At 60.9% G+C, this 25,292-nt stretch carries 29 protein-coding genes; 13 read left to right on the top strand and 16 right to left on the bottom strand.

All coding sequences use genetic code 11. The features are described 5' to 3' along the window. Positions 1–12: 12 nt before the first annotated feature. Both Q3Y64_RS04510 and Q3Y64_RS04505 read right to left on the bottom strand, forming a co-directional pair. Positions 13–474: an OmpA family protein gene (locus Q3Y64_RS04510; RefSeq protein ID WP_170023057.1), complete on the bottom strand. Its 462-nt coding sequence runs from the start codon at positions 472–474 to the stop codon at positions 13–15. A 51-nt stretch (positions 475–525) separates the two neighbouring features. Continuing rightward, complete coding sequence (locus Q3Y64_RS04505; protein WP_303560248.1) at positions 526–1,239, bottom strand: type 1 glutamine amidotransferase; 714 nt, start codon at positions 1,237–1,239, stop codon at positions 526–528. Positions 1,240–1,270: 31 nt separating this feature from the next. On the opposite strand from Q3Y64_RS04505, the gene Q3Y64_RS04500 reads away from it, so the two are divergent. From Q3Y64_RS04500 to Q3Y64_RS04490, 3 genes are all read left to right on the top strand, one after another. Next, complete coding sequence (locus Q3Y64_RS04500) at positions 1,271–1,885, top strand: TIGR02281 family clan AA aspartic protease (RefSeq protein ID WP_254048277.1); 615 nt, start codon at positions 1,271–1,273, stop codon at positions 1,883–1,885. Between the two features lie 4 nt (positions 1,886–1,889). Further along, positions 1,890–2,501 (top strand): CoA pyrophosphatase, encoded by a 612-nt coding sequence (locus Q3Y64_RS04495; protein WP_303560247.1) that lies wholly within the window; start codon positions 1,890–1,892, stop codon positions 2,499–2,501. Positions 2,502–2,576: 75 nt separating this feature from the next. Then, a complete protein-coding gene (locus Q3Y64_RS04490) occupies positions 2,577–3,500 on the top strand; it encodes a CobD/CbiB family protein (RefSeq protein ID WP_101943906.1) in 924 nt (307 codons plus the stop codon). Here Q3Y64_RS04490 and miaA read toward each other — a convergent pair whose 3' ends face one another. Beyond that, positions 3,501–4,454 carry a tRNA (adenosine(37)-N6)-dimethylallyltransferase MiaA gene (gene miaA / locus Q3Y64_RS04485; protein ID WP_101944036.1) on the bottom strand — a complete coding sequence of 318 codons (954 nt, stop codon included), beginning with the start codon at positions 4,452–4,454 and terminating at the stop codon, positions 3,501–3,503. Between the two features lie 18 nt (positions 4,455–4,472). On the opposite strand from miaA, the gene Q3Y64_RS04480 reads away from it, so the two are divergent. After that, on the top strand, positions 4,473–5,357 hold the full coding sequence (locus Q3Y64_RS04480) for a TraB/GumN family protein (RefSeq protein ID WP_303560246.1): 885 nt from the start codon (positions 4,473–4,475) through the stop codon (positions 5,355–5,357). Positions 5,358–5,469: 112 nt separating this feature from the next. Here the strand turns inward: Q3Y64_RS04480 and pmbA are convergent, their stop codons facing one another. Next, the gene (pmbA, locus tag Q3Y64_RS04475; protein WP_303560245.1) at positions 5,470–6,819 is read right to left on the bottom strand and encodes a metalloprotease PmbA; all 1,350 of its coding nucleotides are present in this window, start codon (positions 6,817–6,819) and stop codon (positions 5,470–5,472) included. A gap of 117 nt (positions 6,820–6,936) precedes the next feature. On the opposite strand from pmbA, the gene yjgA reads away from it, so the two are divergent. The 4 genes from yjgA to Q3Y64_RS04455 all read left to right on the top strand — a co-directional run bounded on the left by yjgA (position 6,937) and on the right by Q3Y64_RS04455 (position 10,830). Then, entirely contained in the window at positions 6,937–7,512 is a 576-nt protein-coding gene (gene yjgA, locus Q3Y64_RS04470) for a ribosome biogenesis factor YjgA (RefSeq protein ID WP_303560244.1), read from the top strand. Next, the gene (gene mog, locus Q3Y64_RS04465; protein WP_216821783.1) at positions 7,505–8,095 is read left to right on the top strand and encodes a molybdopterin adenylyltransferase; all 591 of its coding nucleotides are present in this window, start codon (positions 7,505–7,507) and stop codon (positions 8,093–8,095) included. Before yjgA ends, mog begins: the two co-directional genes overlap by 8 nt. Positions 8,096–8,126: 31 nt before the next feature. Beyond that, positions 8,127–10,307, top strand: coding sequence for a patatin-like phospholipase family protein (locus Q3Y64_RS04460; protein WP_303560243.1), 2,181 nt, complete (start codon positions 8,127–8,129; stop codon positions 10,305–10,307). A 265-nt stretch (positions 10,308–10,572) separates the two neighbouring features. Continuing rightward, positions 10,573–10,830 carry a hypothetical protein gene (locus Q3Y64_RS04455; RefSeq protein WP_101943898.1) on the top strand — a complete coding sequence of 86 codons (258 nt, stop codon included), beginning with the start codon at positions 10,573–10,575 and terminating at the stop codon, positions 10,828–10,830. 48 nt (positions 10,831–10,878) lie between these two features. On the opposite strand, the gene Q3Y64_RS04450 is transcribed toward Q3Y64_RS04455, so the two are convergent. The 7 genes from Q3Y64_RS04450 to uxuA all read right to left on the bottom strand — a co-directional run bounded on the left by Q3Y64_RS04450 (position 10,879) and on the right by uxuA (position 17,680). Further along, positions 10,879–11,388 (bottom strand): DNA-deoxyinosine glycosylase, encoded by a 510-nt coding sequence (locus Q3Y64_RS04450; RefSeq protein WP_101943896.1) that lies wholly within the window; start codon positions 11,386–11,388, stop codon positions 10,879–10,881. Beyond that, positions 11,388–11,933, bottom strand: coding sequence for a DapH/DapD/GlmU-related protein (locus Q3Y64_RS04445; RefSeq protein WP_303560242.1), 546 nt, complete (start codon positions 11,931–11,933; stop codon positions 11,388–11,390). Before Q3Y64_RS04445 ends, Q3Y64_RS04450 begins: the two co-directional genes overlap by 1 nt. Positions 11,934–11,941: 8 nt before the next feature. Continuing rightward, on the bottom strand, positions 11,942–13,852 hold the full coding sequence (mnmC, locus tag Q3Y64_RS04440) for a bifunctional tRNA (5-methylaminomethyl-2-thiouridine)(34)-methyltransferase MnmD/FAD-dependent 5-carboxymethylaminomethyl-2-thiouridine(34) oxidoreductase MnmC (RefSeq protein WP_303560241.1): 1,911 nt from the start codon (positions 13,850–13,852) through the stop codon (positions 11,942–11,944). A gap of 95 nt (positions 13,853–13,947) precedes the next feature. Then, positions 13,948–15,348, bottom strand: coding sequence for a glucuronate isomerase (gene uxaC / locus Q3Y64_RS04435; RefSeq protein ID WP_101943890.1), 1,401 nt, complete (start codon positions 15,346–15,348; stop codon positions 13,948–13,950). 118 nt (positions 15,349–15,466) lie between these two features. Continuing rightward, positions 15,467–15,736 (bottom strand): DUF2164 domain-containing protein, encoded by a 270-nt coding sequence (locus tag Q3Y64_RS04430; RefSeq protein WP_303560240.1) that lies wholly within the window; start codon positions 15,734–15,736, stop codon positions 15,467–15,469. Positions 15,737–15,758: 22 nt separating this feature from the next. Beyond that, positions 15,759–16,613: an SDR family oxidoreductase gene (locus Q3Y64_RS04425; protein ID WP_101943887.1), complete on the bottom strand. Its 855-nt coding sequence runs from the start codon at positions 16,611–16,613 to the stop codon at positions 15,759–15,761. Then, the gene (gene uxuA / locus Q3Y64_RS04420) at positions 16,610–17,680 is read right to left on the bottom strand and encodes a mannonate dehydratase (protein ID WP_303560239.1); all 1,071 of its coding nucleotides are present in this window, start codon (positions 17,678–17,680) and stop codon (positions 16,610–16,612) included. Before uxuA ends, Q3Y64_RS04425 begins: the two co-directional genes overlap by 4 nt. A 70-nt stretch (positions 17,681–17,750) precedes the next feature. On the opposite strand from uxuA, the gene Q3Y64_RS04415 reads away from it, so the two are divergent. Further along, a complete protein-coding gene (locus Q3Y64_RS04415) occupies positions 17,751–18,419 on the top strand; it encodes a GntR family transcriptional regulator (RefSeq protein WP_303560238.1) in 669 nt (222 codons plus the stop codon). Between the two features lie 65 nt (positions 18,420–18,484). Here Q3Y64_RS04415 and Q3Y64_RS04410 read toward each other — a convergent pair whose 3' ends face one another. Genes Q3Y64_RS04410 through Q3Y64_RS04390 form a run of 5 tightly spaced genes read right to left on the bottom strand, consistent with a single transcriptional unit; the run spans position 18,485 to position 21,341 of the window. After that, a complete protein-coding gene (locus Q3Y64_RS04410; RefSeq protein WP_303560377.1) occupies positions 18,485–19,492 on the bottom strand; it encodes an NAD(P)H-dependent glycerol-3-phosphate dehydrogenase in 1,008 nt (335 codons plus the stop codon). Next, positions 19,489–19,935, bottom strand: a complete 447-nt coding sequence (locus tag Q3Y64_RS04405) for an SH3 domain-containing protein (RefSeq protein ID WP_101943880.1) — start codon at positions 19,933–19,935, stop codon at positions 19,489–19,491. The genes Q3Y64_RS04410 and Q3Y64_RS04405 overlap by 4 nt, the downstream gene beginning before the upstream one ends. Before the next feature lie 15 nt (positions 19,936–19,950). Next, positions 19,951–20,421 (bottom strand): protein-export chaperone SecB, encoded by a 471-nt coding sequence (gene secB, locus Q3Y64_RS04400; protein ID WP_101943879.1) that lies wholly within the window; start codon positions 20,419–20,421, stop codon positions 19,951–19,953. A 39-nt stretch (positions 20,422–20,460) separates the two neighbouring features. Next, on the bottom strand, positions 20,461–20,721 hold the full coding sequence (gene grxC / locus Q3Y64_RS04395) for a glutaredoxin 3 (RefSeq protein ID WP_101943877.1): 261 nt from the start codon (positions 20,719–20,721) through the stop codon (positions 20,461–20,463). Beyond that, positions 20,718–21,341 carry a rhodanese-like domain-containing protein gene (locus Q3Y64_RS04390; protein ID WP_254048275.1) on the bottom strand — a complete coding sequence of 208 codons (624 nt, stop codon included), beginning with the start codon at positions 21,339–21,341 and terminating at the stop codon, positions 20,718–20,720. Before Q3Y64_RS04390 ends, grxC begins: the two co-directional genes overlap by 4 nt. Between Q3Y64_RS04390 and gpmA the strand changes: the two genes are divergently transcribed. The 4 genes from gpmA to Q3Y64_RS04370 are packed head-to-tail and all read left to right on the top strand — an operon-like array spanning position 21,315 to position 25,244. After that, entirely contained in the window at positions 21,315–22,064 is a 750-nt protein-coding gene (gene gpmA, locus Q3Y64_RS04385; protein WP_101943874.1) for a 2,3-diphosphoglycerate-dependent phosphoglycerate mutase, read from the top strand. The genes Q3Y64_RS04390 and gpmA overlap by 27 nt on opposite strands. A gap of 50 nt (positions 22,065–22,114) precedes the next feature. Continuing rightward, positions 22,115–23,293 carry a murein hydrolase activator EnvC gene (locus Q3Y64_RS04380; protein ID WP_303560237.1) on the top strand — a complete coding sequence of 393 codons (1,179 nt, stop codon included), beginning with the start codon at positions 22,115–22,117 and terminating at the stop codon, positions 23,291–23,293. A 12-nt stretch (positions 23,294–23,305) separates the two neighbouring features. Next, entirely contained in the window at positions 23,306–24,742 is a 1,437-nt protein-coding gene (locus Q3Y64_RS04375) for a S41 family peptidase (protein WP_101943871.1), read from the top strand. 49 nt (positions 24,743–24,791) lie between these two features. Continuing rightward, the gene (locus Q3Y64_RS04370; protein ID WP_303560236.1) at positions 24,792–25,244 is read left to right on the top strand and encodes a hypothetical protein; all 453 of its coding nucleotides are present in this window, start codon (positions 24,792–24,794) and stop codon (positions 25,242–25,244) included. Positions 25,245–25,292 lie beyond the last annotated feature (48 nt).

Genomic DNA, 25,292 nt, shown 5'->3' with positions numbered 1-25,292 from the left:
GAGCGATGCGGTTTATTGCAGGTGGATATCCACGCGGCGTGCTTCCTGCATATCAGCTGTGTCGGTGAGCTGCTCCGGCTTGCGCAGCACGATGCGCTCGGCCGGCACGCCGACCCCGATCAGGGCTTTCTGGGTTGCCATGGCGCGCTCCTTGGCCAATTCAGCGTTCTTGACTGGATCGCCGGAGGGATCGTGAAAACCGGAAATCAGCACCTGCGCCTTCGGATTGGCCGCGATTTTTTCCTTCAGGGTCTGGATGGCTCCACCGGCCTCTTCGGGCAATTCGTCGCTGCCGAGATTGAAGTAGATGCGTGCCACCGGCTCGCCCTGCGGTATGCCGGCTTGGGTTTTGACCGATACATTCCGGTAGCCGGGTGAGGTGGTGTAGACACCGAAACTGATCACTGCCAGCACGCAGGCCAGTACCAGGCCGCCGATCAGTACGACGAGCCCGATCTGTTCATCTTTCTCCATGTTCTCTCCGGGAAAAATTCTTTTTTTGAAGACGCGAAGGATACGCGCAACTCATTTCGTATGCACATTCAGGAGCCAGCGCTCATACAGATGTTCGGCAACGGCGCGCATCGCCGGCAGCTTGCTTGGCAGCTCGGCGAGCAAGGCGCTGCGGCTCTGCACCGGGGCGGGAGCGCTGGGCTCCACCGCCAGATCATGGGACCATTCTGAAGCCCAGCTTGTGATCAGGCCTTCGGTCATCTCCACATGGCATTGCATGCCGAGATGTGGCCCCAGGGCAAAGGCCTGATTGGAGCAGAAGGCGCTGGAGAAAAGCGGCACAGCCGTAGCCGGCAGGGTGAAGGTCTCGCTGTGCCAGTGAAAGCAGTCAAAGTCCGACAAATCTCCCAGCCAGTGGCGAGCGGTGGCGTTGGCCGCAAGCTCTACCCGGCCCCAGCCGATCTCGTGCTGCGGATTGCGTGTCACCGTGCCGCCGAGTGCCTTGGCCATCAGTTGCCCGCCAAGGCAGTGTCCGATAACCGGGATGTCCAGGGCTACGGCCTCGCGGATCAGGGCCAGCTCCTGTGTGATCCAGGGTAGTTCATCGTTCACGCTCATTTCGCCGCCCATGAAGCACAAGCCTGCAAAGGGCGCCGCTGAATCCGGCACGGCTGCACCCTGATCTATGCGAATGTGCTGCCAGGGCAGCTTGCGGGCGTCGAGGAAGCTGGCAAAATGGCCAGGCCCTACCAGCGGGCTGTGCTGGAATACTGCGATGGGTTTCATGATGATGAAGAGGCTGCGCTGCGCAATAGCAATGATTCTAGCGATTTCGGCGTGGCATGCGGTGGCTGCCGAAGTGGCTTTGGTGGGGGTGTTGGGCAGCAAGGCCTTGCTGGTGATTGATGGCGGCGCTCCGCGTACCCTGGCTGTGGGGCAGCTCGTTGGCGATGTGAAGCTCCTGAGTGTGAGCAGCGATACCGCCGAGATCGAGATTCGCGGCCAGCGCTCGCGCTTGCGGATGGGCGATTCTCCCGTCAGTGTGGGTGAGCGAAACAGCACTGCCAAGCAGGTGACGCTGGTCTCTGATGTCCGGGGGCACTTCAGCACCTCTGGCAGCATCAATGGTGCCAATGTGACTTTCCTGGTTGATACGGGGGCCTCTTCGGTCGCGATGGGGGCATCTACCGCAATGGCTGCCGGTATCGATTTTCGCAAGGGCGAGCCGGGTATGGCCGGTACTGCCAATGGTGTGGTGCCGATGTGGCGGGTACGGATCCGCAATGTGCGGATCGGTGACATTCTCCTCAACGATGTTGAGGGCGCTGTGATGCAGGTGGATATGCCTTATGTGCTGCTCGGGATGAGTTTTCTGAACCGGATGGAAATGCGCCGGGATGGCAGCACCATGGTGCTGACCCAACGTTACTGACGGCATGGCTCACGACATCCATGCCCTACGCGCACGGTTTGCGCATCTGGCTGAGTTTGCCTGGCATGAGACCTGGCCTCTGAGCGAGCGTCAGACCGAAGCGGCCGTATTGTTGCCGGTGCGCCCGGCCGAGAATGGCTTGCAGGTACTGCTGACCCGGCGTACCGATCATCTCAATCACCATGCGGGGCAGATCAGTTTTCCTGGGGGCCGTCGTGAAGAGGCAGACACTTCCTTGATCCAGACCGCTCTGCGTGAATCGCAGGAGGAGATTGGCCTCGATCCAGCGTGCGTCGAAGTGCTTGGAGTGTTGCCGGAGTTTGGGACGCCGAGTGGTTTTCGCATTACGCCGGTCGTTGGCCTGCTGCTCGGAGACCCCGCGTTACGCCTGGATGATTTCGAAGTGGCCGAGGTCTTCGAGGTGCCGCTGGAATTTCTGCTGCAACGCGAAAATTACCAGTTGCATCGCGTTCGCTGGCGTGAGGGCGAGCGTCGTGTTCATGCCGTACCGCATGGAGGGCGTTTCATCTGGGGCGCCACGGCAGGAATCCTGGCCATGTTCGCGGCTTTCCTGCTCGATGATGTGACCAAAGCGCCACAAGGCCGGGCGGGCTGACGGGGCCTATGCTATCTTCCCCGCCTGCGCCACGATGGCAAGGCGCTTCCCCGAGATTCTTCCGCTGGTTTTCCGATGACCCTGCTCGCGATCATCCTCACGCTGGTTCTTGAACAGTTCCGCCCGCTGAATGCGACGCGCTTTCTCTATCCGGCGCTGGCCGCGCTAGGGCGTTTCTTCGAAGGGCGCTTCAACGATGGCAAAGCCCACCACGGCATGATTGCCTGGTGTGTGATGGTGCTGCCGCCGGTACTGCTCTCGGCCCTGATCCATTTCCTGCTCTACGCCATCCATCCGCTCGCTGCGCTGCTCTTCAACATTGCGCTGCTCTATTGCACGATGGGTTTTCGTCACAGCAGTCACTACTTCACGCGCATCCATGCGGCCTTGCGAGCGCAGGATCTGCAGCAAGCGCGCAAGCTGATCGGTGAATGGCGTGGCCATCTGCACGATCAGAGCAGCAGCGAGGAAATCGTGCGTCTCACGCTCGAGAAGGGCATTGTCGGTGCTCATCGTCAGGTGTTCGCGATCATTGTCTGTTTCCTGCTTCTGCCGGGTCCCAGCGGCGCAGTGCTGTATCGCATGGCGGATTTCTTCAACCGCGAATGGGGCGCGCGCAGTGATCCGGAAATCGGTGATTTTGGTGCTTTCGCACGGCGTGCCTTTGCGGTGATTGAATGGCTTCCAGCACGGATTACCGCGATGGCCTTCGCCATTGTGGGTGACTTTGAAGATGCCGCGCACTGCTGGCGGACCCAGGCAAGCAGCTGGCCGGACCGCAACGAAGGCATCCTCATCTCTGCGGGCGCGGGGGCTCTGGGTGTGCAGGTCGGTCAACCGGTGCAGGAGAGCGGCGAAATTCTGGATCGACCGCTTCTGGGCGCAGGCGACGACGCTGAAGTCGCCTATCTGCAGAGCTTTGTGGGACTCGTACGGCGCACGCTGGTGCTCAACGTGCTGGCGCTGGTGTTCCTGAGCCTGTCCCGCCTGGCTGCCTGATCAGGTTTTGCGCCAGGCGTTGAGCGCCGCTTCAAGTTGCGTCAGATGTTGCGCATCGAGGCTGTCGAACTCCTGATAGCCGCTCCAGTTTTCGCGGAATTGCCGCAGCCAGGTGATCTGGCGTTTGGCCAGTTGGCGGGTGGCGGCAATGCCTTTTTCGCGCATTGTGGCGGCATTGACTTCGCCGTCGAGGTATTCCCACATCTGGCGATAGCCAACGCAACGCATCGAGGTCATTTCGATGTTCAGGCGATAGCGCGTGCGTAATTGCCTAACTTCCTCTTCAAAGCCCTCATCCAGCATGGCATCGAAGCGCCGGGCGATGCGGGTGTGCAGTACGCTGCGCTCGGCCGGCTGGAGCGCCAGTGGCAGGTAGTCAATGGCTGGGCTCGTGCTCTCACGCTGGGCGTAGCTCTCAGCCAGGGGGCGGCCGGTCAGGCGTACAACTTCCAGCGCGCGCTGGATGCGCTGGGCATCATTCGGATTCAGGCGGCTGGCAGCGGTCGCATCGAGGCGGGCAAGTTCCGCGTGCAGGGCTGGCCAGCCTGCACGAGCAGCATGCTCTTCGATCTCCTGCCGCAGGGCGGCATCAGCCTGCGGCAAGTCCGATAGTCCTTCCAGCAATGCCTTGAAATACAGCATGGTGCCGCCAGCCAGCACGGGCAGCTGGCCGCGGGCGCAGATCTCGCCGATGAGGCGCTGGGCATCACTGCAGAAACGTGCGGCTGAGTAAGCTTCTTCCGGCGTGATGATGTCGATGAGATGATGCGGACATTGCGCCAGTTCTTCCTCGTCCGGCTTGGCTGTGCCGATGTTCATGTCGCGGAACACCAGGGCGGAATCCACGCTGATGATCTCGATCGGCGACTGACGGGCCAGATGCAGGGCGGCGGCTGTCTTGCCGCTGGCGGTAGGGCCCATCAGGAGAACAGCTTGCAGGCGGGTATCAGACATCAGGACAGGAGCGTAAGGATGTACAGGATCGTGGCGGTGTTGGGATTGATGCTCGGGCTGCTGGGTAGCCCTTTCGCATTGGCGGGCGAGCGCTTGATGCTGTGGGAGGCAAGCAGTGCGAAGGGCACAGTGTACTTGTTCGGCTCGATCCACGTCTGCAAGGCGAGCTGCTTTCCTTTGAGCGCCAGTGTGACGCGTCGTCTGGATGCCAGTGATGCACTGGTGTTGGAACTTGATCCGGCTCGCAGTGAAGCCCAACTGGGCTTGCTGACGGCTGGCATGTATCCCGCGGGCGATAGCCTGCAGCGGAAAATGTCAGCTGGGCAATGGCAGGTACTGGAGCGCAGTCTCGAAAAGTTGGGCTTGCCAGCACCCATGATGGCGGGCTTTCATCCCTGGATGTTGAGTCTGACCATCACTCTGCAGGCTGCGCAGCAGGCCGGTTTTGATGTTTCACAGGGGATCGATCTATGGGCCTTGGAACGCGCTCGTGCGCAAGGCAAGAAGGTGCTGGAGCTTGAAAGCGTGGAACGCCAGATTGCGGCGGCTTCTGCCGGCAGTGAGCACGAGCAGCTTGAGGCGCTGCAGCTCTTGCTGCAACAGGTGAATGCCGGCCGCTTGCCCGGCATGTTCGAGGAAATGCGCCAAGCCTGGCAGCGGGGCGATACCAGCGCCCTTGAACGTTTGACGGCAGAAGGTGCGCCGAAAGGCTCGAGCATTACTTATGAATTGCTGGATCGGCGCAACGCTGAAATGGCCGACAAGCTGCAGAAGCAATTCCTGCCCGCCTCACGCAAACTCTTTGTGGTGGTCGGTGCGGCGCATCTGGTCGGCCCCAAAGGGGTGCCGGCCCTGCTGGCGCAACAAGGCTTCAAGCTGCGCCAGCTGAGCGATGGGGACTAATTTCAGGCTGCCACCGAAGCAATACTTTGTGCCATGCGCTATAGCACGGCGGGCGGTCTGTCTTTGCGTATTGAAAGCAGGGTGAAGGCGCTTTGTTAAGCGCCTGTCAGCCTTACTCCCCGGCGATGGTCATCTTGCCGATTACCAGCGAGGGGCATTGTTTGCCACCACGGACGATCGTGTCATTGCCGATGGCAACGATGTTGCGGAACATGTCGCGCAGATTGCCGGCTATGGTGATTTCCTGCACCGGGTAGCAGATCTCTCCGTTTTCAATCCAGTACCCGGCTGCGCCACGGGAGTAATCCCCTGTGACGTAATTTACGCCCTGGCCCAGCAGTTCGGTGACCAAAAGGCCGCGGCCGATCTCGCGTGCCAGCTCGTAAAGGCTCTTGTCACCGGCGCGCAGGATCAGGTTGTGACAGCCACCGGCATTGCCAGTGGTTTGCATGCCCAGCTTGCGGGCCGAATAGCTGCCGAGGAAATAGCCATTGAGCACGCCAGCGTCCACCAGTTTGCGCTCGCGCGTTGCCACGCCTTCATCGTCGAAAGGGGTGCTGCCGAGCGCCTTCGGGATATGCGGCAATTCGTCGATATGGACGTTGGCGGAAAACACTGGTTTTCCAAGCGAGTCCATCAGGAAGCTGGCCTTGCGATAGAGACTGCCGCCGCTGACAGCCTGCACGAAGCTACCCAGGAGGCCACAGGCTTGCGGCGCTTCGAAGATCACCGGGACTTCACAGGTTTTGATGCGACGCGATCCCAGGCGTGAGAGCGCGCGACGCGCGGCGTAGTCGCCGATGGCGGCAGGATTGGCGAGCTCTTGCGGATCGCGCATCGAGCTGTACCAGTCACCTGTTTGCATCGAATCGCCTTCGCCGGCAATCACGCCGACCGAGATCGAGTGGCGTGAGGTGGCGAAGCCGGCACAGAAGCCCGCGCTGTTGGCCGCCATGAACTGGGATTGCTGGGCATAGACGCTGGCGCCATCCGAGTTGCGGATTTCAGGGCTGACCGCAAAAGCAGCGGACTCACAGCGCTGGGCGATTTCGGCCGCCTGGTCGGTGTCAATCCGCCAGGGATGGTAGAGATCGAGGTCCATCTTCTTTCCGCGCCACAGCAAGGCTTCGTCGGCGAGGCCCGCGGCTGGATCAGGGGCGGTAAAACTGGCGATCGACAGGGCCGCATCTACGGTGGCATGCAAGGCCTCGCGCGAGAAGTCCGATGAGCTGGCATGGCCGCGCTGCTGTCCTTGATAGACCGTGACGCCGATGCCCTTGTCACGGTTGTACTCGATGGTTTCGAGATTGCCGCAGCGGACGGTGACCGTCTGACCAAAGCCTTCGGAAATGTCGGTTTCGCAGGCGCTGGCGCCACGCGAAGCCGCGTAGGCGAGAATGTCCTGGGAAATGTCGTGAAGTTCGGACTGGGAATAGCTGAAGCTGTTGTTCTTCCTGGACATGAGGAGGGGGATGCAGATGCGAGGGGCTATAATCTTACCGTTTAAGGCCTCTTCAGGCGCATCTCACTGCACTTCAGCTGCTGCAAGGCGGCGTGAGCAGACGCGCCAAACCCCGATATGCACAAGCACGAAGAATCAGAAGACAGTTATTTCGTCTCCAAGTCGCAGAAGAAGCGCGATATGGACGCCCTTCAGGATCTGGGCAAGAAGCTCACGGAATACGGGCCGGCGCGCCTCAAGAAAGTGCCGATGTCCGACAACCTGCGCGAAGCCCTCGTCGAGATGGCCCGCCTCACGGCTAACGGAGCGCGTGCGCGTCAGCTGCAATACATCGGCAAGTTGATGCGCAGCGAAGAAATCGGCCCGATCCAGGCCGCTCTGGATGTGATCGAGGGCAAGTCTCACGCCGAAGTGGCGCGCATGCATCGCCTCGAAAAATTGCGCGAGCGCTTTCTTGAAGACGAGACCATGCTGACCGAAATCGGCAACCTCTATCCGGCAGCCGATCTGCATCGGATGCGCCAGTTGCGCCGTAATGCCATCAAGGAGCGCAGCGAGAACAAGCCGCCGAAGGCCTACCGCGAAATTTTCCAGATTCTGCGTGAGATGGAAGAGGGCGGTGTCGCTACCGAACATCCGCACCATCATAGTGAGGACGATGGGCATGATCACGCAGGTCCCCACGGTGAGTGAGGGTTTGCGCATCGGCCTTGTGTCGATCAGTGACCGGGCGTCCTCCGGAGTCTATGAGGACAAGGGCATTCCGGCGCTGCTGGAGTGGTTTGCCGCTGCGCTGCACTCTCCGTGGCGAGCCGAACAGCGATTGATCGCAGATGAACAGGCTGTAATCGAACAGACCCTGATCGAGCTGGCGGATGTGGCCGGCTGTCATTTGATCGTGACTACTGGCGGCACCGGCCCGGCGCTGCGTGATGTAACGCCGGAAGCCACTCTGGCCGTGGCGCACAAGGAAATGCCGGGCTTTGGTGAGGAGATGCGGCGGATCTCGCGGCATTTCGTACCGACGGCAATTCTGTCACGGCAGACCGCCGTCATCCGTGGGCAGAGTCTGATCATCAATCTTCCGGGGCAGCCCAAGGCGATCCGCGAAACGCTCGAAGGTCTGCGTGATGCCGATGGCAAACTGCTTGTCGAAGGTGTCTTCGCCGCTGTGCCGTATTGCATCGACCTGATCGGCGGACCTTACATCGAGACTCGCCCGGAGGTCTGCAAGGCTTTCCGCCCCAAGAGCGCCCAGCGTTCGCCTGCATCCTGACTCCCGTCCCCTTTAGGGTTTCCCCGTCGCCATGACTGACACTGCCAAGCGTCTTGCCCTCTGTTTTTGTCTGGCCGTGTGGGTCTTGCCACTCGTTGCGGCCGAGCGTCCGCGAGTGGCCCTGGTGCTCGGTGGCGGCGGCGCACGAGGCGCCGCGCATATCGGTGTGCTCGAAGTGCTGGAACGTGAGCGGGTGGCAATAGATTGCGTGGCTGGCACAAGCATGGGTGCGCTAGTGGCGGGCGCTCTTGCTGTCGGCCTTAGACCAGCCGAAATGCGCGAGATGCTGGCCGGGGCGGACTGGGTCGACATGTTCCAGGACAACCCGGCTTACTCGGAGCTGAGCTATCGCAACCATGTCGTGTCGCAGCGCTATCTGCCCGGCTCCGAGACCGGGGTGACCGACAAGGGCGTGCAGTACCAGCCCGGCGTGGTAGCAGGCCAGAAGATCAAGCTTTTCTTCAACCGGGTGGTGCGCGCTGAATACGGCGAGCCGATGATTGAGAAGCTCGCCATGCCACTGGCGATCATCGCGACAGACATCGGCACCGGTGAGCGTGTGGTGTTCCGTGACGGTAGTCTGACCCAGGCCATGCGCGCCAGCATGTCGGTGCCGGGGCTGCTCTCGCCGCAGGTTTATCGAGGGCGCAAGTTCGTCGATGGCGGTCTGGTCGATAACCTGCCGGTGGAGGAGGCGCGGCGCCTGTGCAATGCAGACATGGTGATCGCCATCAACGTGGGCTCGCCGCTGCTGAAGGCCGAGGATGTCGGCTCGCTGCTGACTGTGTCGGCCCAGATGATCAACATCCTGACCGAGCAGAACGTGGCGCGCTCGATCGCAGCGCTGGATCCGGCACGGGACCTCTATCTGCGCCCGGACCTTGAAGGGCTTACGGCGGGGGATTTTCCGAAGAATGCCGAGATCGCGGACCGCGGAAAGGCCGCCGCAGAAGCCATCGTGCCGCAACTGCAACGTTTCAAGGTGCCCGAGCCAGAATACCTGGCCTGGCGCGAGCGCTTCCCTCAACCGGATCGTGAGCTGACCATTCACGAGGTCCAGGTGGCTGCTTTGGGGGACGTCGATTCGCGTGCAGTGACCCGCCATCTGAATCTGAAATATGGCAATACGCCGGAGCCGGAGAAGATCGAACGCGATCTGTTGCGGGTTTATGGTGATGGTTTTTACGAGTCGGTTGATTACTCCGTGCTGCAGGAGCGAGACAAGAACATCCTGCGGATCACTCCGATCGAAAAGTCCTGGGGGCCGGATTACCTGCGCTTCGGTTTGCGCCTCGATGCGGTGCTGGGAGACGAAGCGACTTTTGCCTTGCGCGGGGCCTATCACAAGACATGGATCAATTCCCTGGGCGGCGAGCTGCTGGTGACCGGTGAGATCGGCAACAGCTCGGCCCTGGGCGTGGATTGGTACCAGCCTGTGGAGAAGACCCAGCACGTGTTTGTGCAGCCTTCCATGCTGGCAAGGCGTGAGCGCCAGGGCATCTACGAGAACGACAAGCGTTATGCGGAATATCAGGTGCGCACGCTGGAAACTCGCCTGGCTGCAGGTCTCGCGCTCGGCTCGGTTGGGCAGGTCAAGGGCGGGTGGCTGACGCGCATGAGTGATTACGAGTTCTACACCGGCGTCCCCCTGTTGCCCAATGTACAGAAATGGAGTTCCGGGCCGGAGTTGCGGGCCGACATGGATCAGATGGACCGGTTGTATTTCCCGCAGAAGGGCTGGGCCTTGAATGGCAGTTATTTCGAGTCGGTCAGCGGGGACTACAGCAAGATCACTGGGGAATTCAAGGGCGCCCAGAACTGGAACGACTTCGTTTTCACGACTGCCTTGCGCATGACGGACTCCCCTAAGGGCAATCTGCCGCTATATGACGCGGCTCGCTTGGGGGGCTTCATGAACCTGTCCGGCTTCTACAGCGACCAGATGATCGGTGATTCGATGCGCTTTGGGTCTGTGGGTGTGGCGCGTATTGTCGGACGCATGCCGCTGGGCCTGCGCGGTGACCTGCGGGTGGGGGCGACACTGGAGGCCGGCCGAATGGGCCTGCGTTATACCGAGACCGAGCGCGACGGCTGGCAGCAAGCCAGCTCGCTCTATTTCGGTGGCGAGACTCCGATGGGCATCATGTACCTGGGCTGGGGCCATGTGCGCAATGCTTCTTCGCACTGGTATCTGTTCATCGGCACGCCCTGAAAGGCTATTCACGATCTGACTGCGAGGCCGCTCATTGGCAACTGAGGGGCCTCATGCGCTGCTCAGAATCCTCATGTATCCACATACACTCCGGTTCCTGCGCTGCTTTTCTCCCCGCCGACGGCCTCTCGCTAAAGATCGTGAACAGCCTTCGAAACCATCGCGTCATGTGACGCTTCATGAAAACGTAACACTCCGCGTGGATCATGCTGGCAGGCCCGGCGCATGCCGGGCATTCACTGTCCGATGACCACTGGAGTTTTTCATGCGTACGATTCTTGTTGCTTCGCTGTTCCTGCTGACCGCTGCCTGTGCCAGCAGCCCCGAAACCAAGCCGGTCGCGGCAACTGCGCCGGCAGCTCCGGTGGTGGCCGCTCCCGCAGCGCCCAAGGCCCCGGAGTGCTACAACGGAGACCTGGGAAGCTTCCAGGCTGTGGGCACCGTAGCGACGGTTTCCGGTGTGAAGGTGCAGTGCAAGCTCACCAGTGATGGCAAGGGTGCTTCCTGGAATACGGCCAAGTAAGACAGGTTTCAGCCAAGGTGTGTTTCGGGCAGCTGCGGCTGCCCGTTTTCATTGGCGGTCGGCCTGAAGGGCTTGGCGCCAGTGTTGCAGCTTGGCTTCTGGTCTCAGGCTGGCGTGCGCCGGAGAGGTCGAGGGCAGGCGCTGCAGGTGTAGCCCCGCTGGCAATATGCTTGCCGTTACATGTTTGCGGAATAACTGCTCTGCAGTCGATCCGTTGAAGAAGATCTCCTGCAGGCGCGGATGGGCTGTGAAAAAGCGGCCAAAATCGTTCACCACGATGCTGTCGCGCTCGATTGCGGCGTCCAGACTGCCTTGCCGGCGGCAGCTCTGCAGTACATCCCACACGGCGATGCCGGCTGTGCTGAGTCTGTCGCAGCGGCTGGCGTAGTCGAGAGTCGGGTCAAAGCCGAGGAGAGTGGCCATGATCGGCCAGAACTGGTTGTGCGGATGCGCGTAGTAGCGCTGTGCGCCAAGCGAAGCCGCGCCCGGCATGCTGCCCAGGATCAGGATTTTCGCCTCTGGCGTGGCAATTGGCGGAAACGCTTCCAGGCGGGCCATCACACGATATAGCCAGGTCCGTCTCCCATGCGACGGTTCATCTCGGCCTTCATTGCGGCCGTGACGCCAGCACTGAGGGTGTAGCGCTGATCGAAGCAGGGGGCGCTCTTCATCGCCTCGGCCTGGCGCGCCAGATAGTCGGCCGTCAGGCCCAGAATTCTGGCCGGGTTACCGGCGGTGAGGTTGCCCGCTGGAATGTCATGGGTGACCACGCTGCCTGCGCCGATGATCACGTCATCACCAATGCTGACGCCGGGAAGTACGATACTGCCGGCGCCGATGAAAACCCGGTTGCCAATCTCGACCTTGCCCAGGCGCACATGGCCTAAGGCGCGTTTTGTGCTGGCGTCATGCGCCAGCAAGGTGACGTTGGGGCCGAGGGTGACATCGTCGCCGATGGTGATGTGCCAGCAGTGGCAGGCATCGATGGTGCAGCCATCCTGCATGTAGAAGTTGCGGCCGACGACCAGCCCGCGCGCGATCAGGCGGGGCAGCGGATCGCGGCCGCTGAGGCGGCGATAGAGGCGGCGCAGGACGGCGATCATGGCGGTGCTTACTCCGTGCCGAAGGCGAGGCGGGCGGGCGGGCGGATCACGAAGCGCGCCGGGTCCATCGCTTCGGCTAGCTCGGCTTCGATCGGCAGCGGTTCGCCGCACATGCGGGCGGCCAGCAACTCGCCGCACAGGCTGCTCCACACGAGGCCGCGGGCACCGAAGCCGGTCAGCATCCACAGGCCATCGGCGCGCGGCAGCGTGTCCAGATTGAAACCTTCGCCAGTCGTGACAGCAGGCAGTTGGCCCACCATCGGCAGGCGATCGAGTGACACCGGGCGCAGACTGACCCGCCCTTCGAGTTCGCTGCCTTGCAGCTCCCCGGCCATGCCCGGCAGCATGCGCCCCAGCTTGGCGAGGTTTTCGGCGTGTTCGTCTTCACGCAGTGCCAAGTCGAAATCATCGACGACAAAACTCGCGCCAAGTGCGGCATGGCCGCCGATGCCGGGTGTGATGTAGCCCTGACCGCAGACCACCACGCCCAGCGGGGCAAGCTGGGCCATCGGCAGATGGCTAACCTGGCCGCGCGCGGCGCGCAGCGGCAACCAGTCGGCTTCGGCTAGGCGGCGTACATCATGCGCGTTGGCCAGCACCACTTGGGGCGCTTCGGCAAGCACCGAGCCGTCGGCAGCCAGTGCCTGCCACTGCTTGCCTTCACGACGCAGACTGGTGACTGACAGACCGGCGCGCAAACGGATACGTTCGCCGCCGGCGGCGAGATTGGCAGCGACCAGGCTGCGCGGCTGAATCCAGCCAGCTCGCGCGAACCACCAGCCGCCGAACGAAGCCGTATGCCCGGCCTTGAGTGTGGCCTCGGCGGCCGTCACCCAGTCGAGATATTCGCGTGGGAAGTCCAGGGTTTCGCAGACGGCCTGCTGCTTGCGCTCCTGATCGGCGCTGCGGGCCAGATGCAGTACGCCGCAGGCTTCCCACAAAACTTCATGGCCTTGCCTTCGGAGGCTGGCCAGATGCTGCAGGCCATAGAAAAATCCGGCCCGGGTGATCCGCGCGAGCAGGTTGTCGTCCTTGCTCGGCAGGGGGCGGAAGGCGCCGGCCAGATTGCCGGAAGCGCCCTGGGCAATGTCTTCCTGAGCCTCCAGGATGTCGACTGTGAAACCACGCGCAGCGAGACGCTCGGCAATCGCCGAGCCGGCCAGACCGGCACCGATCACCAGTACGTGACGCTCCGTGGGCAGGGTCGGACGCGGCCGGGCGCCGCGATATTGGCCGCGCAGCATTTCGCGCTTGCCGGAAAAGCCCTGAGCCTTTTCGACCACGAAGCCCGCCCGCGCGAGGCCTTCGCGCACGGCAGAGGACACCGACCAGGTGGCCAGAGTCGTGCTGCTGTCCGAGAGGGCGGCGAGTGCGCGGAATACCCCGTCCGACCACATCTGCGGATTCTTGGCCGGTGAAAAACCGTCCAGAAAAATTGCGTCGGCTCGCGCGGCGATCTGCTGCAAGGCTTCTGCGGCCTCGCCGAAAATCAGGCTCAGAACGACGCGGCCACTCTCGAATTCGATGCGATGCATGCCCGGCAGTGGCAAGGGCCAGCGTGCGCAGAGCTGCCCGGCCAGCTCGGCCGGTGCGCCAGAGCCAGCCAGTCCGCTGGCAAGGTCCGTTGCTGCAAAGGGGTGTTTTTCAACTGAGATGAAATGCAGGCGCTCGCAGGCTTGCGGATCGGTGCGCCAGGCCTGCCAAGTGGCGAGGAAATTGTTGCCGAGGCCGAAGCCGGTCTCGACGATGACGAAGCGATCACGGTCCTGCCAGCGGGCGGGCAGGCCGTTGCCGGCAAGGAAGACGTGCTCGGCCTGGGCCAGCGCGCCGCTGGCCGAGTGGTACACGTCGCCATACTCGGCGGAGAAGGGAATGCCTTCGGCGGAGAACTGCAGGGAGGCGGGCTGGAGTGGCGTCACGGGAGCGGCGGATTCTGGAGTCGCCGAAGTTTAGCAGGCGGCACCCGCAAAAAGCCCCGCGCGCGGCGGGGCTTCGATGCGGGGGAGGGCTTCAATCAGAAATTGAAATAGGCCTCGGCGTTCTTGTAGCAGATGCCTTCGATGACTTTTTGCAGCTGTGCCCAGTCCTGCGGGTATTCGCCATTCTCTACCCAGCCGCCGATCATGTTGCAGAGGATGCGGCGGAAGTATTCGTGGCGGGTGTAGGACAGGAATGAACGTGAGTCCGTCAGCATGCCGATGAAGGCGCCGAGGTTGCCGAGTTGCGAGAGGGCGGTGAGCTGGCGCTTCATGCCATCTTGCTGGTCGAGGAACCACCAGCCCGAGCCGAACTGCATCTTGCCGACGACCTTGCCGTCCTGGAAGTTGCCGATCATGGTGGCCAGCACTTCGTTGTGCATCGGATTCAGGTTGTAGAGGATGGTCTTGGGCAACTGGTCATCGCCATCCAGCGCATCGAGAAAACGGGCCAGCTTGGCGGCGATGATGTCATCGGCAATTGAGTCAAAGCCGGTATCCGGGCCCAGATTGCGGAACATGCGCGCGCTGTTGTTGCGCTGAGCGCCGATGTGCAGCTGCATGGCCCAGCCGCGCTTGGCGTATTCGCGGCCCAGGTGCAGCAGGATGGCCGTCTTGTATTTCTCGACGTCGTCGCGGCTCACGACTTCATTGTTCATGGCACGAGCGAGAATTCCGGACAGCTCGGCTTCACCGGCTTCGGCAAAGAAGGCCACGTCGATGGCGTGATCCGACACCTTACAGCCGTGGGCGGCGAAATAATCGAGGCGTTTGTCCAGCGCACGGGTCACGTCGGCAAACGAATTGATCGCTACACCTGAAACTTCGGCGAGCTTGCGGATGTAGTCCTGGAAGCCGGCACGATCCATGTTGAAGGATTTGTCCGGGCGGAAGGTGGGCAACACCTTCACTTGAAAGCCGTCGGCGGCGATGGCCTTGTGGTGCTCCAGAGTGTCGACCGGGTCATCGGTGGTGCACACCACGCGTACTTTGGAGCGAACCATCAGGCCACGTGCGGAGAGCTCCGGCGTGCCGATCAGGCTGTTGCAGTGGTTCCACAGTTCGTCGGCCGTGGCGGCCGAGACCAGGGTTTTCGTGCCGAAATAGCGTTGCAGCTCCAGGTGGCTCCAATGGAACAGTGGGTTACCCACGCCCATCGGCAGCACTTCGCAGAACTTGCGGAATTTGGCTTCATCCGGCTGGTTGCCGGTCATGAAATCCTCGGTGACGCCGGAGGAGCGCATGAAGCGCCACTTGTAGTGGTCGCCGCCGAGCCAGATCTCGGTGATGTTCTTGAACTGCTTGTTCTGCGCGATCTGCTCGGGCGGCAGGTGGCAGTGGTAGTCGATGATCGGCTGTGCTGCGGCGTACTCGTGGTAGAGCTTCTGCGCGGTGGCGGACTCGAGCAGGAAGTTCTCGTCCATGAAAGTTTTGGCCATGCTTTGATCTCCTGAAGTGCGTGAGGGCCGCTGTGGTCTACCGGGGCCGCAAGCGAAAAGCTGATTATGTTGTCTGACCAATTATGCCATAAGCCGGGATTTACCCTAAGTTGTCTGACTAAGTTTTGCGTGAGCGGCCCGATTTCTGCCAGTAGCCGAATTCCTCTTCATGCACTTCGATGTCGATTTCCGCCACCCTGGCCTGAATCCGCGTCTGCACATCGCTGACCGCCTTGTTGTAAATGAGGGGGCCAATCTCTTCCAAGAAGAAACCGAGCAGCCCTCCGGCAGCCAGATTGCTGATCGGTTCTTCCATATGGGTCATGAAATAACGTTCGATCGAAGCAATCGCCTGCAGGCGGGCCTCTTTTGAAATTTCAATGCTCATGGGGCAATCTGTACGCGAGGGTTCAAACCCCGGCGTAGGCCGAGAAACCACCGTCAACCGCGATGATCGACCCGGTGACGAAGCCGGAGGCCTTGGGTTCCACCAGCCACAGCAGGGCGCCGATCAGCTCATTGGCCTCGCCGAAGCGACGCATCGGCGTCTGGGCGATCACTTTCTGGGCGCGCGGGGTGTAGTTGCCATCTTCCTGCAGCATCAGCTTGTGATTCTGTTCGGTGATGAAGAAGCCAGGCGCGAGCGCATTCACGCGCACGCCGCTCTGCCCCAGATGCACGGCCAGCCACTGGGTGAAGTTGCTGACTGCCGCCTTGGCGCCGCTGTAGGCGGCAACCTTGGTCAGGGGCTTGAGTGCGGACATCGAGGAAATGTTGATGATCGAGCAGCCGGGGCGGCCGAGCATCTGTTTCGCGAAAACCTGGCTGGGGAGCAGGGTACCCATCAGGTTCAGATCGAACACGAATTTGAAGCCTTCCATGTCCAGGTCGAAGAAATTGCTGCCGCTGCCGGTGGTGTCCAGGTACTCCTGATCGGTGATGCCTTTCGGGTGATTACCGCCGGCGCCGTTGATCAGGATGTCGCAGGGTCCGAAGCTACTGGCAATGTGGGTTGCTGCGCTTTCCAGTGCAGCGCGGTCGAGCACATTGCAGGACAGGCCCTGGGCAACGCCACCCGTGGCTTCGATTTCGCCGGCCAGGGCCTCAGCCTTGGCTAGGTCGCGGCCGATAATCACGACCTTCGCGCCGCAGGCGGCCAGCGCCCGGCACATGGCGGCGCCGAGCACGCCGGCACCGCCGGTGACGACGGCCACCTTGTTGTTCAAGTCGATTGCGAAGGGCAGGGAATTGTCGGTGGCGCTCATGCTGCGTCTTTCTGTTCAGGTTGGGCGGGAACGAACTTGGTGATGGCTTCCCATAGTCCGTTGAGGTAGACCGCCCCGAGGGCGCGGTCATAGAGGCCGTAACCGGGCTTGCCGGTTTCGCCCCAGATCATGCGGCCGTGGTCCGGGCGCACATAACCTTCAAAGCCTATCTCATGGTAAGCGCGCAGGATGCGAGCCATATCAAGCGAGCCGGTGCAGGACAGATGCGGCGCTTCATGGAAACTGCCGTCCGGATCCACCGCCACATTGCGCAGGTGGCCGAAATGGATGCGACCCATGCCGCCAAATTCGCGCACCAGGGATTCGATGTTGTTGCACAGATCCGCGCCGAGCGAGCCCGAGCACAGCGTGAGACCGTTGGCCGGTGAGTCGACGATTTTCACCAGACGCGCCAGATCGTCGCGGTTCTTCACGATGCGTGGCAGGCCGAAGATCGGGCGGGGCGGATCATCCGGGTGCATGGCCATCTTCACGCCGACTTCTTCGGCGACCGGGATGATGGCCTTCAGGAAATACTCCAGATTGGCCCACAGCTGTTCTTCCCCCACGGCGGCATATTCATCGAGCAGCGCGCGCAGCTGATCGGCGCCGTAGCTGCTATCCCAGCCCGGCAGGGAAATGCCTTTGGATATGTCGAGCTTCTCGATCGCTGCAGCATCGAAGGCCAGCGTGGTGGAGCCGTCCGGCAACTCTTTTTCGAGCTCGGTACGAGTCCAGTCGAAGACCGGCATGAAGTTGTAGCAGATCACCTTCACGCCTGCGGCGGCGCAATTGCGGATGTTTTGCTGGTAGTTGACGATCAGCCGGTCGCGCGAAGGCTTGCCGAGCTTGATGTCTTCATGCACCGGCACGCTTTCCACCACCTCGAATTTCAGACCGACGCTTTCGATGCGGGCCTTGAGCTTTTGCAGGCTCTCCAGCGGCCACACTTCACCGACCGGCACGTCGTAAATAGCCGACACGATGCCGGTCATGCCGGGGATCTGGCGGATGTATTCGAGCTTGACCGGATCGGATTCGCCGTACCAGCGGAAGGTCATCTTCATTGCGCTACTCCTTCGGGTGATCTAACTTGTATGGTAGTATAGCAGTGAGTTTTTGAGGGTCAACGAAATCATGAAAAGCATTCCGCAACGCGCCGCATCCATCGGCTCCCAGCTTCACCAGGCCTTGCGCGACGCCATTGTGCGTGCCGAGCTGAAGCCGGGTACGGCATTGTCAGAAGCCGAGATTGCGGCGCGCTACACGGTTAGTCGCCAGCCGGTGCGTGAGGCTTTCATTCGTTTGGCGCAGGAAGATCTGGTCGAAATCCGCCCGCAGCGTGGCACTTATGTAAAGCGCATAGTGATGGCGGATGTGCTGGATGCGCGCTTCGTACGCGAGGCGATTGAAGTGGCGGTGGCGCGGGAGGCAGCGCTGAAAGCCGATGAGGCTGCGGTTGCACGCCTGCGCGCAACGTTGGAGGCGCAGGCGGGCGCTCAAGGTAATGCGGAGTTTCTGGCTGCCGACGAAGCCATGCATCATGAAATTGCCCTGATCGCCGGGCGCGAGGCGGCCTGGCGCGTGGTGGACCAAATCAAGGCGCAGATGGATCGGGTGCGCTATTTGAGCTACACCGATGTCAGCCCGGCCGAACGGTTGATCGGCCAGCACAGCGAGATCGTCGAGGCCATTGCGGCGCATGACGCCAGTGCGGCCGAGGCGGCAGTGCGCATTCATATGGCCGAGATCCTGCAGCAGTTGCCGCAGTTGGCGGCGCAGTATCCGGAGATGTTTGAACTCTGAGCGCTTGCTGCGCAAAAACAAAGCCCGGCACATGACCGGGCTTTGTTTTTCGGCTCGGGCGAGTATCAGCCCGCGCCGTTCTCCAATCTGGCTTCACGGGTCATCAATTGCTCGACCGCGTCGCGTGGATTCAAGCCTCCTTCAAGCACGGCATGCACCGCCTCTGTGATCGGCATTTCGACGCTCAGGCTGCGGGCACGCTGCACCACAGTGGCCGTGGTCAGCACGCCTTCTGCTACATGCCCGAGTTCCTGGAGGATCTGCGGCAATTGCTTGCCTTCTGCTAGCGCCAGACCGACGCGACGGTTGCGCGAGAGATCGCCGGTCGCGGTGAGGATCAGGTCGCCCATGCCGGCGAGGCCCATCAGGGTTTCGCTGCGTCCGCCTAGTGCAGTGCTGAGCCGGGCAATTTCGGCCAGCCCACGCGTCAGCAGGGCGGCGCGGGCGTTGAAACCAAAGCCGAGCCCGTCTGAGATGCCGGCAGCAATCGCCAGCACGTTTTTCACCGCAGCGCCGATCTCGGCACCGACAATGTCGTCATTGGCATAGAGGCGCAGGCGCGGATGCATCAACTTACCGGCCCAGTGGCGCGCAAAAGCAAGGTCCTTCGAGGCCAAGGTGATTGCGCAGGGCAGGCCGGTGGCGACTTCCTGCGCAAAGCTGGGCCCGGTTAGTGCGCCGCGGCCAGTACCTGGTGCCAGAAGCTCGGCGGCCACCTCATGTGGCAATTTGCCGCTGCCCGCTTCGAAGCCCTTGCACACCCACAGCACCGGCAGGGTCGGAAACTCGGTGGCGATACGTTTCAGCGTAGGGCGCAGACCCGCTACCGGCGTGGCAATTAGTGCCAGGTCGGCATCTTTGCAGGCGGTGGCAAAGTCGCCCGTAATGGCGAGTGTTTCATTCAGCGCGATGTCCGGCAGGTAACGACGATTGACGCGTTCGGCCTGCATCTCGGCGACATGATCGGCCTCGATGCTCCAAAGCGTGACGCTGTGATTGGAAGAGCAATAGGAATTCGCCAGCGCAGTGCCCCAGGCACCTGCGCCGAGTACAACAATACGGGACACGTTCAGATTCCCCAGACAGATTTGAGCGAAACGTAACCGCTCTGCCCGTCGCGGTGCCGGACTTTTAGCCAGGCACCGACAGGTTTTTCAAGTACTTCCAGCAACAAGCCCTTGCTGCCCTGGAAGACCAGCGGTGCGGATTCCTCGGCGCGCTGGCGTACGTCAGCCGTGGCTGCGCTGACGATGACTTGCTGGCTGTCGCTGATGCTGCCGCGCTCAACCCAGCCCATGCCACCACCTTGCTCACGCACCTTGAGCCACTTGTCCACCGTCACAATCACTTCGACCGGTGTGCCCTTGAGCAGGATGAACTGCGGCTGCGCCTTGGTGGAGCCGGCGTCATACAAGATGGCATTGTCGGCCAAGGACTTGTACTCCAGAGCCGGCGCCGCGAAGGACGCGGATGCCGCGCTGCAGGCCAGGATCAGTCTGAGGAATCCGTGCTTCATGCTTTGAAGGCCTGCTTACTGAATCGGCACTTCGATCTTCGGCTGCTGAGCGGCGAGTTCTTGCTGGCGAGCTTCATACATGCCTTCGAAGTTAACTGGCGCCAGCAGCACCGGTTGGAAGCCTGCGCGGGTGACCGCGTCCGACACGGTTTCGCGGGCATACGGGAACAGGATGTTGGCGCAGCCGATCATCAGCAGAGGCTCAATGTCCGTAGCGGGGATGTTGCGCACCTGGAAAATGCCGGCCTGGGTTGCTTCGACCAGGAAGACGACCTTCTCTTCCTCTTCCATCTTGGCCGTCACGGTTACCGTGATCGACACTTCGAAGAAGCCTTCACCCACGGCCGCCGCCTGGGTGGTGAGGTCAACATTTACGGAAGGCGAATTCGGGTCGAGGTAGATGGCCGGAGCGTTCGGCACTTCCAGCGAGAGGTCCTTGACGTAGAGCTTTTCAATCTTGAAAACGGGTTGCTGGTTCTGATCCATGATGTGGAGTTTCCGCGTGGAAGTTAAAACGGGTAAGTGTCAGGCGTCCTTGAGCAGGGCTTCAAGCTTGCCCTCGTGCTCAAGCGCATACAGGTCGTCACAGCCGCCCACATGCGTAGCGCCGATGAAAATCTGGGGGACGGTGCGCCGGCCGGTGATCTCGATCATGTGATCGCGCTGCTGCGGATCCAGATCGATCCTGATTTTTTCAAGATCAGTGACACCTTTGCGCAGCAGCAGTTGCTCGGCACGTACGCAATACGGACAGACGCCCGTGGAATACATGACGACCTTGCTCATGTCTGTTTGCTACCAGCAAGAGGCTGACCTGCTTCTTTCCAGGCTTTGATGCCACCGGCCAGATTGTAGGCTTGGGCAAAGCCGGCTTTGCGCAGATCGGCCAGGGCTCGGCCAGAGCGCGCGCCGCTCTCGCATACGAGAATCAGCGGACGGTTCTTGAATTTATCCAGTTCGCCACTGCGGGCCTTGATCTCGCCAGCAGGGATGTGGCGGGCACCTTCGATCTTGCCTGTCGCAAGCTCTGCGGTTTCGCGCACGTCAACGATGACCGCATTCTGGCGGTTCAGCAGCATGACGGCCTGGGCCGGCGAAACCTGGCTGGTGCTGGCCTGGGCATCGCGCAGTACGGGGATGAAGAGAGCCAGGCCGCTGATGACGGCGAGGGTGATTAGGAAGATGTTTTGTGAAACGAAATCCATGGTTCTTTTCTGCAAAATTCCGGAAAACGTGCCTGCGATCAAAAACACGCGCGATCCGCTCGTGCGGCAATGCGTCGCGGGCCAAGTGATCCGATACAATACCACTTTTGCCGCAACCCGCGTTTTACGGGCGGCGGAGAGACCGCTTTCACTTCCCTCTGATAGGCTAACGTCATGTACAAAATCGTATTGATGCGTCACGGTGAATCCACCTGGAACCTTGAAAATCGCTTTACCGGCTGGACCGATGTGGATCTCACGCCGCGTGGTGTCGAAGAAGCGATTACCGCCGGCAAGCTGCTCAAGGAAAAGGGCTTTGAATTCGACATCGCCTACACCTCGATGCTCAAGCGTGCCAACAAGACCTTGAATGGCGTACTGGAACAGATGGATCAACTGTGGATTCCGGTCGAACACAGCTGGCGTCTGAATGAGCGTCACTACGGTGCGCTACAAGGTCTCAACAAGTCTGAAACCGCAGCCAAGTTCGGCGAGGAGCAGGTGCTGGTGTGGCGTCGGTCCTATGATGTGCCGCCGCCTGCTCTGGATTTGGACGATCCGCGCATGGAAGATAAGGCTCCGCGCTACGCTGACATGAAGCCGGGCGAATTTCCGCGCACCGAGTGTCTGAAGGACACGGTCGAGCGCTTCATTCCCTACTGGTTGGAGACCATTGCGCCGGTAGTGAAATCCGGCAAACGCGTGGTTATTGCTGCCCATGGCAACAGCCTGCGTGCCTTGGTCAAGTACCTGGACAACATGAGCGAAGAGGCCATCCTCAAGCTCAACATCCCGACTGCACAACCGCTGGTGTATGAACTGGATGCGGATCTGAAGCCGATCAAGAGCTACTACTTGGCTGATCCGTCGGTGATCGAGGCTGCAATGAACGCAGTTGCCAATCAGGGCAAGGCCAAGGCCTGATGACTTGGCGAGCAGGCCTTGCCGCTGTATGCATGGCAGGCGCCTGCCTGATGTCAGCCGGAGTCCGTGCGGCCCCGGCTGACAGCAAGCGCAGTGAGCTTTCCGCCCTGCGCGAGAAGATCCATAGCCTGCAGGATGAAATTGCCCGCAGCGAAGAAAACAAGGAGGAGGTGGCTGACGAGCTGGCTGGCTCGGACAAGGCCATTTCTGCCGCGCAGCGCCGCCTGCGTGAAATATCACTGTTACGTCAGGCAGCTGAAGCCGAAATTCAACGCTTGCGGGAGCAGCAGCTCGCGCTTGAAAACGAGATTGCCGTATTGCGAAAGCAATTGGGCGATGCAGTGTTCCGCATGTATGTTGAAGGTGGCCAGGGGGGGGCTCGCCGCTTTCTTTCTGGCGATAGTCCAAATCAGTTGTCCCGGGATGCCTATTACCTCGAGCAGATTGCGCGTCAGCGCATTGTGGCGATCGAGCGTGCCCGCTCGGCGATGCAGGAGTTGGCTGGCGTGGTAGCCCAGGCCGAGACTAGACGGACTGAACTGCTGCGTCTTGAGCAGCAGCGTCGCGGCGAGCAGGAGGGCTTGCAGAGCGAGCGACGCAAGCAGCGTGAAGTGCTGGAGCAGATCGCCAGTCAGTTGCGTGGTCAGCGCAAGCAGATGCAGACCCTGCAACGTGACGAGGCGCGCATGGAAAAGCTGTTGCGTGGACTGGAGAAAATTTCTCGCAGCCGTCCGTCGCCTGCGCCCAGAAGCGTTCAGTCTGCTCCAAGCAAGCCCGTAGGCAAGGAAGAGCAGATTTCTCGCGTGGCCGATAGTGATGTTGAGGGCGGTGAATTTGCTGCGCGCAAGGGGGCACTGGCGTGGCCCGTGGCAGGTACCATCAAGGCGCGATTCGGCAGCCCGCGTGCGGAGGGGGGGGCGAGCTGGCGTGGGGTTTTCATCAAAACAGCCAGTGGTGCCGATGTGCGCGCCATCGCCTCCGGCAAGATAGCTTTTGCCGACTGGTTGCGCGGTTTTGGCAACCTTGTGATCGTTGATCACGGCAATGGTTACATGAGCGTGTATGGCAACAATGAGTCGCTCTTCAAGAACCCGGGAGACGACGTACGGGCAGGAGAGGTGCTGGCCAGTGCGGGCAGCAGCGGTGGCCTCGAAGAATCGGGTTTATACTTTGAAATACGACATCGCGGGCAACCGCAAGATCCCGCCAAATGGATGGCGGCAAAATAGTCTGACGGAGAGCTGATGAGCAGATTCAAGCAGTTGGGGTTGGTGCTGTGCGGCATGTGCCTGGGGGTGCTGGTGAGCCTGCAGTTCGCGGCCAACGCCAATCGCGAAGGCGGTGCAACGCCGCAGCTCCCGGTGGATGAGGTGCGTAGCCTCGCTGACGTGTTCAACCACATCAAGCAGCTTTACGTAGAGCCGGTCGAAGACAAGAAACTCATCAACGATGCGATCAGCGGCATGGTCGCGGGTCTGGATCCACATTCGCAGTTCCTTGATGAAGAAGCCTTCAAGGACATGCAGATCTCGATCAAGGGTAAATTTGGTGGCCTGGGTATCGAGGTTTCGATGGAAGATGGTCTGGTCAAGGTCGTCAGCCCGATCGAAGACACGCCAGCTTTCCGTGCTGGCATCAAGTCTGGTGATCTGATTTTCAAGCTCGATGATACCCCTGTGCGCGGCCTGACCTTGACCGATGCCGTCAAGCGCATGCGCGGAAAGCCTGGCACCTCGATCAACATCACCATTGTGCGCAAGGGTGAAACAAAACCGCTCGAGTTCACGCTGGTGCGTGAAGAAATCCAGGTGCAAAGCGTCAAGTCCAAATTGATTGAGCCGGGCTATGGCTATGTTCGTGTGGCCCAGTTCCAGGAACAGACGACGGCTGACCTGGCTCGCCATCTGGATAAGCTTTACAAGGATGGCCCGCTCAAGGGGCTGGTGCTTGATCTGCGAAACAACCCGGGTGGTCTGATCGATGCGGCGGTAGGAGTCTCCGCCGCATTCCTGCCAGCCAAGAGTCTAGTGGTGTATTCGGAGGGGCGTATCCCCGATGCACGGCGTAAGTATCACGCAGAGGCCAGCGAGTATTCGCGTGGCAGTGAGGATGCACTCAAGAGTCTACCCAAGGGCGTGAAGACCGTGCCGATGGTGGTGATCGTCAACGGTGGTTCTGCTTCGGCCTCGGAGATCGTGGCCGGAGCCTTGCAGGACTACAAGCGCGTCAAAGTGCTGGGAATTCGTTCCTTTGGCAAGGGGTCTGTGCAATCCATTTTCCCGATCATCCAAGGGCAGACTGGCGTCAAGCTGACCATCGCCAAGTACTTCACACCGCTTGGCCGTTCGATCCAGGCAAAGGGTATCGATCCCGACTTCCAGGTTGATGAGACGCCGAATGGTTCTTCGGAGCCGTTCTATCGTGAAGCCGATCTGACGCGTCATCTTGCCAATCCGACAGAGCAATCTGCGCCTGCTGCGTCCGCGTCTGCCCCGGCAGCAAAGCCGGCCAAGAATGGTCGCAAGCCTGAAGCTGATGAACCGCCTGCACGTTTTGAGCCAGCTGGTGCGGGTGACTATCAATTTGAGCAAGCCATGAATCTGCTCAAGGGCAAACCGGTTGCTGTTGTGAAATCCGAAGTCGCGGAGCCGGCAGCTGAGGCCTCGCAGCCCAAGTAAGTGAATACCGGGTCAGCCGTCGGTTGGCCCGCATTTGACGGCGGAGGGCATGATGCGTCGCGAAACTGCCTACAAGCTTGCCGGACGCAAGCATCTGCACGAAAACGCGCTGGCTGAGGCATTGTGCGAGCACGAGCTACGCTTTGCGCAGTATCCGGAAGGTCAGAGCGCCAGAGCTTTGCTGTTCCTGCAGAATCAACCTTGGCTGCATGTGGAGCCCGGAGTGCACGCGGAGAGTCTGCATGTGTGTTACGACCTTGCGCACTACTCCCTGCGTGGTATTGAGCAGGCTCTGGAGGCTGAGGGCTTTTGTCTCGACGACAGCCTGATTTCACGAATCAAGCGCTCGCTGACCCATTTCTGCGAAGAAACGCGTAGCCGCAATGCAACCGCGCCGCAGCGTCTGATCAAGCAATCCAATCAGGTCTACGTCAAAGCCTGGGAGCATCATCCACACGGAGATCGGGACGAAACACCGCCTGAATTACGCGAGTTCAAATAAAAAAATGGCCGTCTTGTGACGGCCATTTCCATTGTTGTTTGACGCCAG

This window comes from Uliginosibacterium sp. 31-12 (assembly GCF_030548425.1).
Classification (GTDB): Bacteria; Pseudomonadota; Gammaproteobacteria; order Burkholderiales; family Rhodocyclaceae; genus Uliginosibacterium; species Uliginosibacterium aquaticum.
This window is presented reverse-complemented; position numbering and strand designations above follow the sequence as displayed.

Excerpts from the sequence above, each read along its gene's own strand:
- Q3Y64_RS04510 (WP_170023057.1), bottom strand. The coding sequence starts at position 474 with ATGGAGAAAGATGAACAGATCGGGCTCGTCGTACTGATCGGCGGCCTG.
- Q3Y64_RS04505 (WP_303560248.1), bottom strand. The coding sequence starts at position 1,239 with ATGAAACCCATCGCAGTATTCCAGCACAGCCCGCTGGTAGGGCCTGGC.
- Q3Y64_RS04500 (WP_254048277.1), top strand. The coding sequence starts at position 1,271 with ATGATTCTAGCGATTTCGGCGTGGCATGCGGTGGCTGCCGAAGTGGCT.
- Q3Y64_RS04495 (WP_303560247.1), top strand. The coding sequence starts at position 1,890 with ATGGCTCACGACATCCATGCCCTACGCGCACGGTTTGCGCATCTGGCT.
- Q3Y64_RS04490 (WP_101943906.1), top strand. The coding sequence starts at position 2,577 with ATGACCCTGCTCGCGATCATCCTCACGCTGGTTCTTGAACAGTTCCGC.
- miaA (WP_101944036.1), bottom strand. The coding sequence starts at position 4,454 with ATGTCTGATACCCGCCTGCAAGCTGTTCTCCTGATGGGCCCTACCGCC.
- Q3Y64_RS04480 (WP_303560246.1), top strand. The coding sequence starts at position 4,473 with ATGTACAGGATCGTGGCGGTGTTGGGATTGATGCTCGGGCTGCTGGGT.
- pmbA (WP_303560245.1), bottom strand. The coding sequence starts at position 6,819 with ATGTCCAGGAAGAACAACAGCTTCAGCTATTCCCAGTCCGAACTTCAC.
- yjgA (WP_303560244.1), top strand. The coding sequence starts at position 6,937 with ATGCACAAGCACGAAGAATCAGAAGACAGTTATTTCGTCTCCAAGTCG.
- Q3Y64_RS04460 (WP_303560243.1), top strand. The coding sequence starts at position 8,127 with ATGACTGACACTGCCAAGCGTCTTGCCCTCTGTTTTTGTCTGGCCGTG.
- Q3Y64_RS04455 (WP_101943898.1), top strand. The coding sequence starts at position 10,573 with ATGCGTACGATTCTTGTTGCTTCGCTGTTCCTGCTGACCGCTGCCTGT.
- Q3Y64_RS04450 (WP_101943896.1), bottom strand. The coding sequence starts at position 11,388 with ATGGCCCGCCTGGAAGCGTTTCCGCCAATTGCCACGCCAGAGGCGAAA.
- Q3Y64_RS04445 (WP_303560242.1), bottom strand. The coding sequence starts at position 11,933 with ATGATCGCCGTCCTGCGCCGCCTCTATCGCCGCCTCAGCGGCCGCGAT.
- uxaC (WP_101943890.1), bottom strand. The coding sequence starts at position 15,348 with ATGGCCAAAACTTTCATGGACGAGAACTTCCTGCTCGAGTCCGCCACC.
- Q3Y64_RS04430 (WP_303560240.1), bottom strand. The coding sequence starts at position 15,736 with ATGAGCATTGAAATTTCAAAAGAGGCCCGCCTGCAGGCGATTGCTTCG.
- Q3Y64_RS04425 (WP_101943887.1), bottom strand. The coding sequence starts at position 16,613 with ATGAGCGCCACCGACAATTCCCTGCCCTTCGCAATCGACTTGAACAAC.
- uxuA (WP_303560239.1), bottom strand. The coding sequence starts at position 17,680 with ATGAAGATGACCTTCCGCTGGTACGGCGAATCCGATCCGGTCAAGCTC.
- Q3Y64_RS04415 (WP_303560238.1), top strand. The coding sequence starts at position 17,751 with ATGAAAAGCATTCCGCAACGCGCCGCATCCATCGGCTCCCAGCTTCAC.
- Q3Y64_RS04405 (WP_101943880.1), bottom strand. The coding sequence starts at position 19,935 with ATGAAGCACGGATTCCTCAGACTGATCCTGGCCTGCAGCGCGGCATCC.
- secB (WP_101943879.1), bottom strand. The coding sequence starts at position 20,421 with ATGGATCAGAACCAGCAACCCGTTTTCAAGATTGAAAAGCTCTACGTC.
- grxC (WP_101943877.1), bottom strand. The coding sequence starts at position 20,721 with ATGAGCAAGGTCGTCATGTATTCCACGGGCGTCTGTCCGTATTGCGTA.
- gpmA (WP_101943874.1), top strand. The coding sequence starts at position 21,315 with ATGTACAAAATCGTATTGATGCGTCACGGTGAATCCACCTGGAACCTT.
- Q3Y64_RS04380 (WP_303560237.1), top strand. The coding sequence starts at position 22,115 with ATGTCAGCCGGAGTCCGTGCGGCCCCGGCTGACAGCAAGCGCAGTGAG.
- Q3Y64_RS04370 (WP_303560236.1), top strand. The coding sequence starts at position 24,792 with ATGATGCGTCGCGAAACTGCCTACAAGCTTGCCGGACGCAAGCATCTG.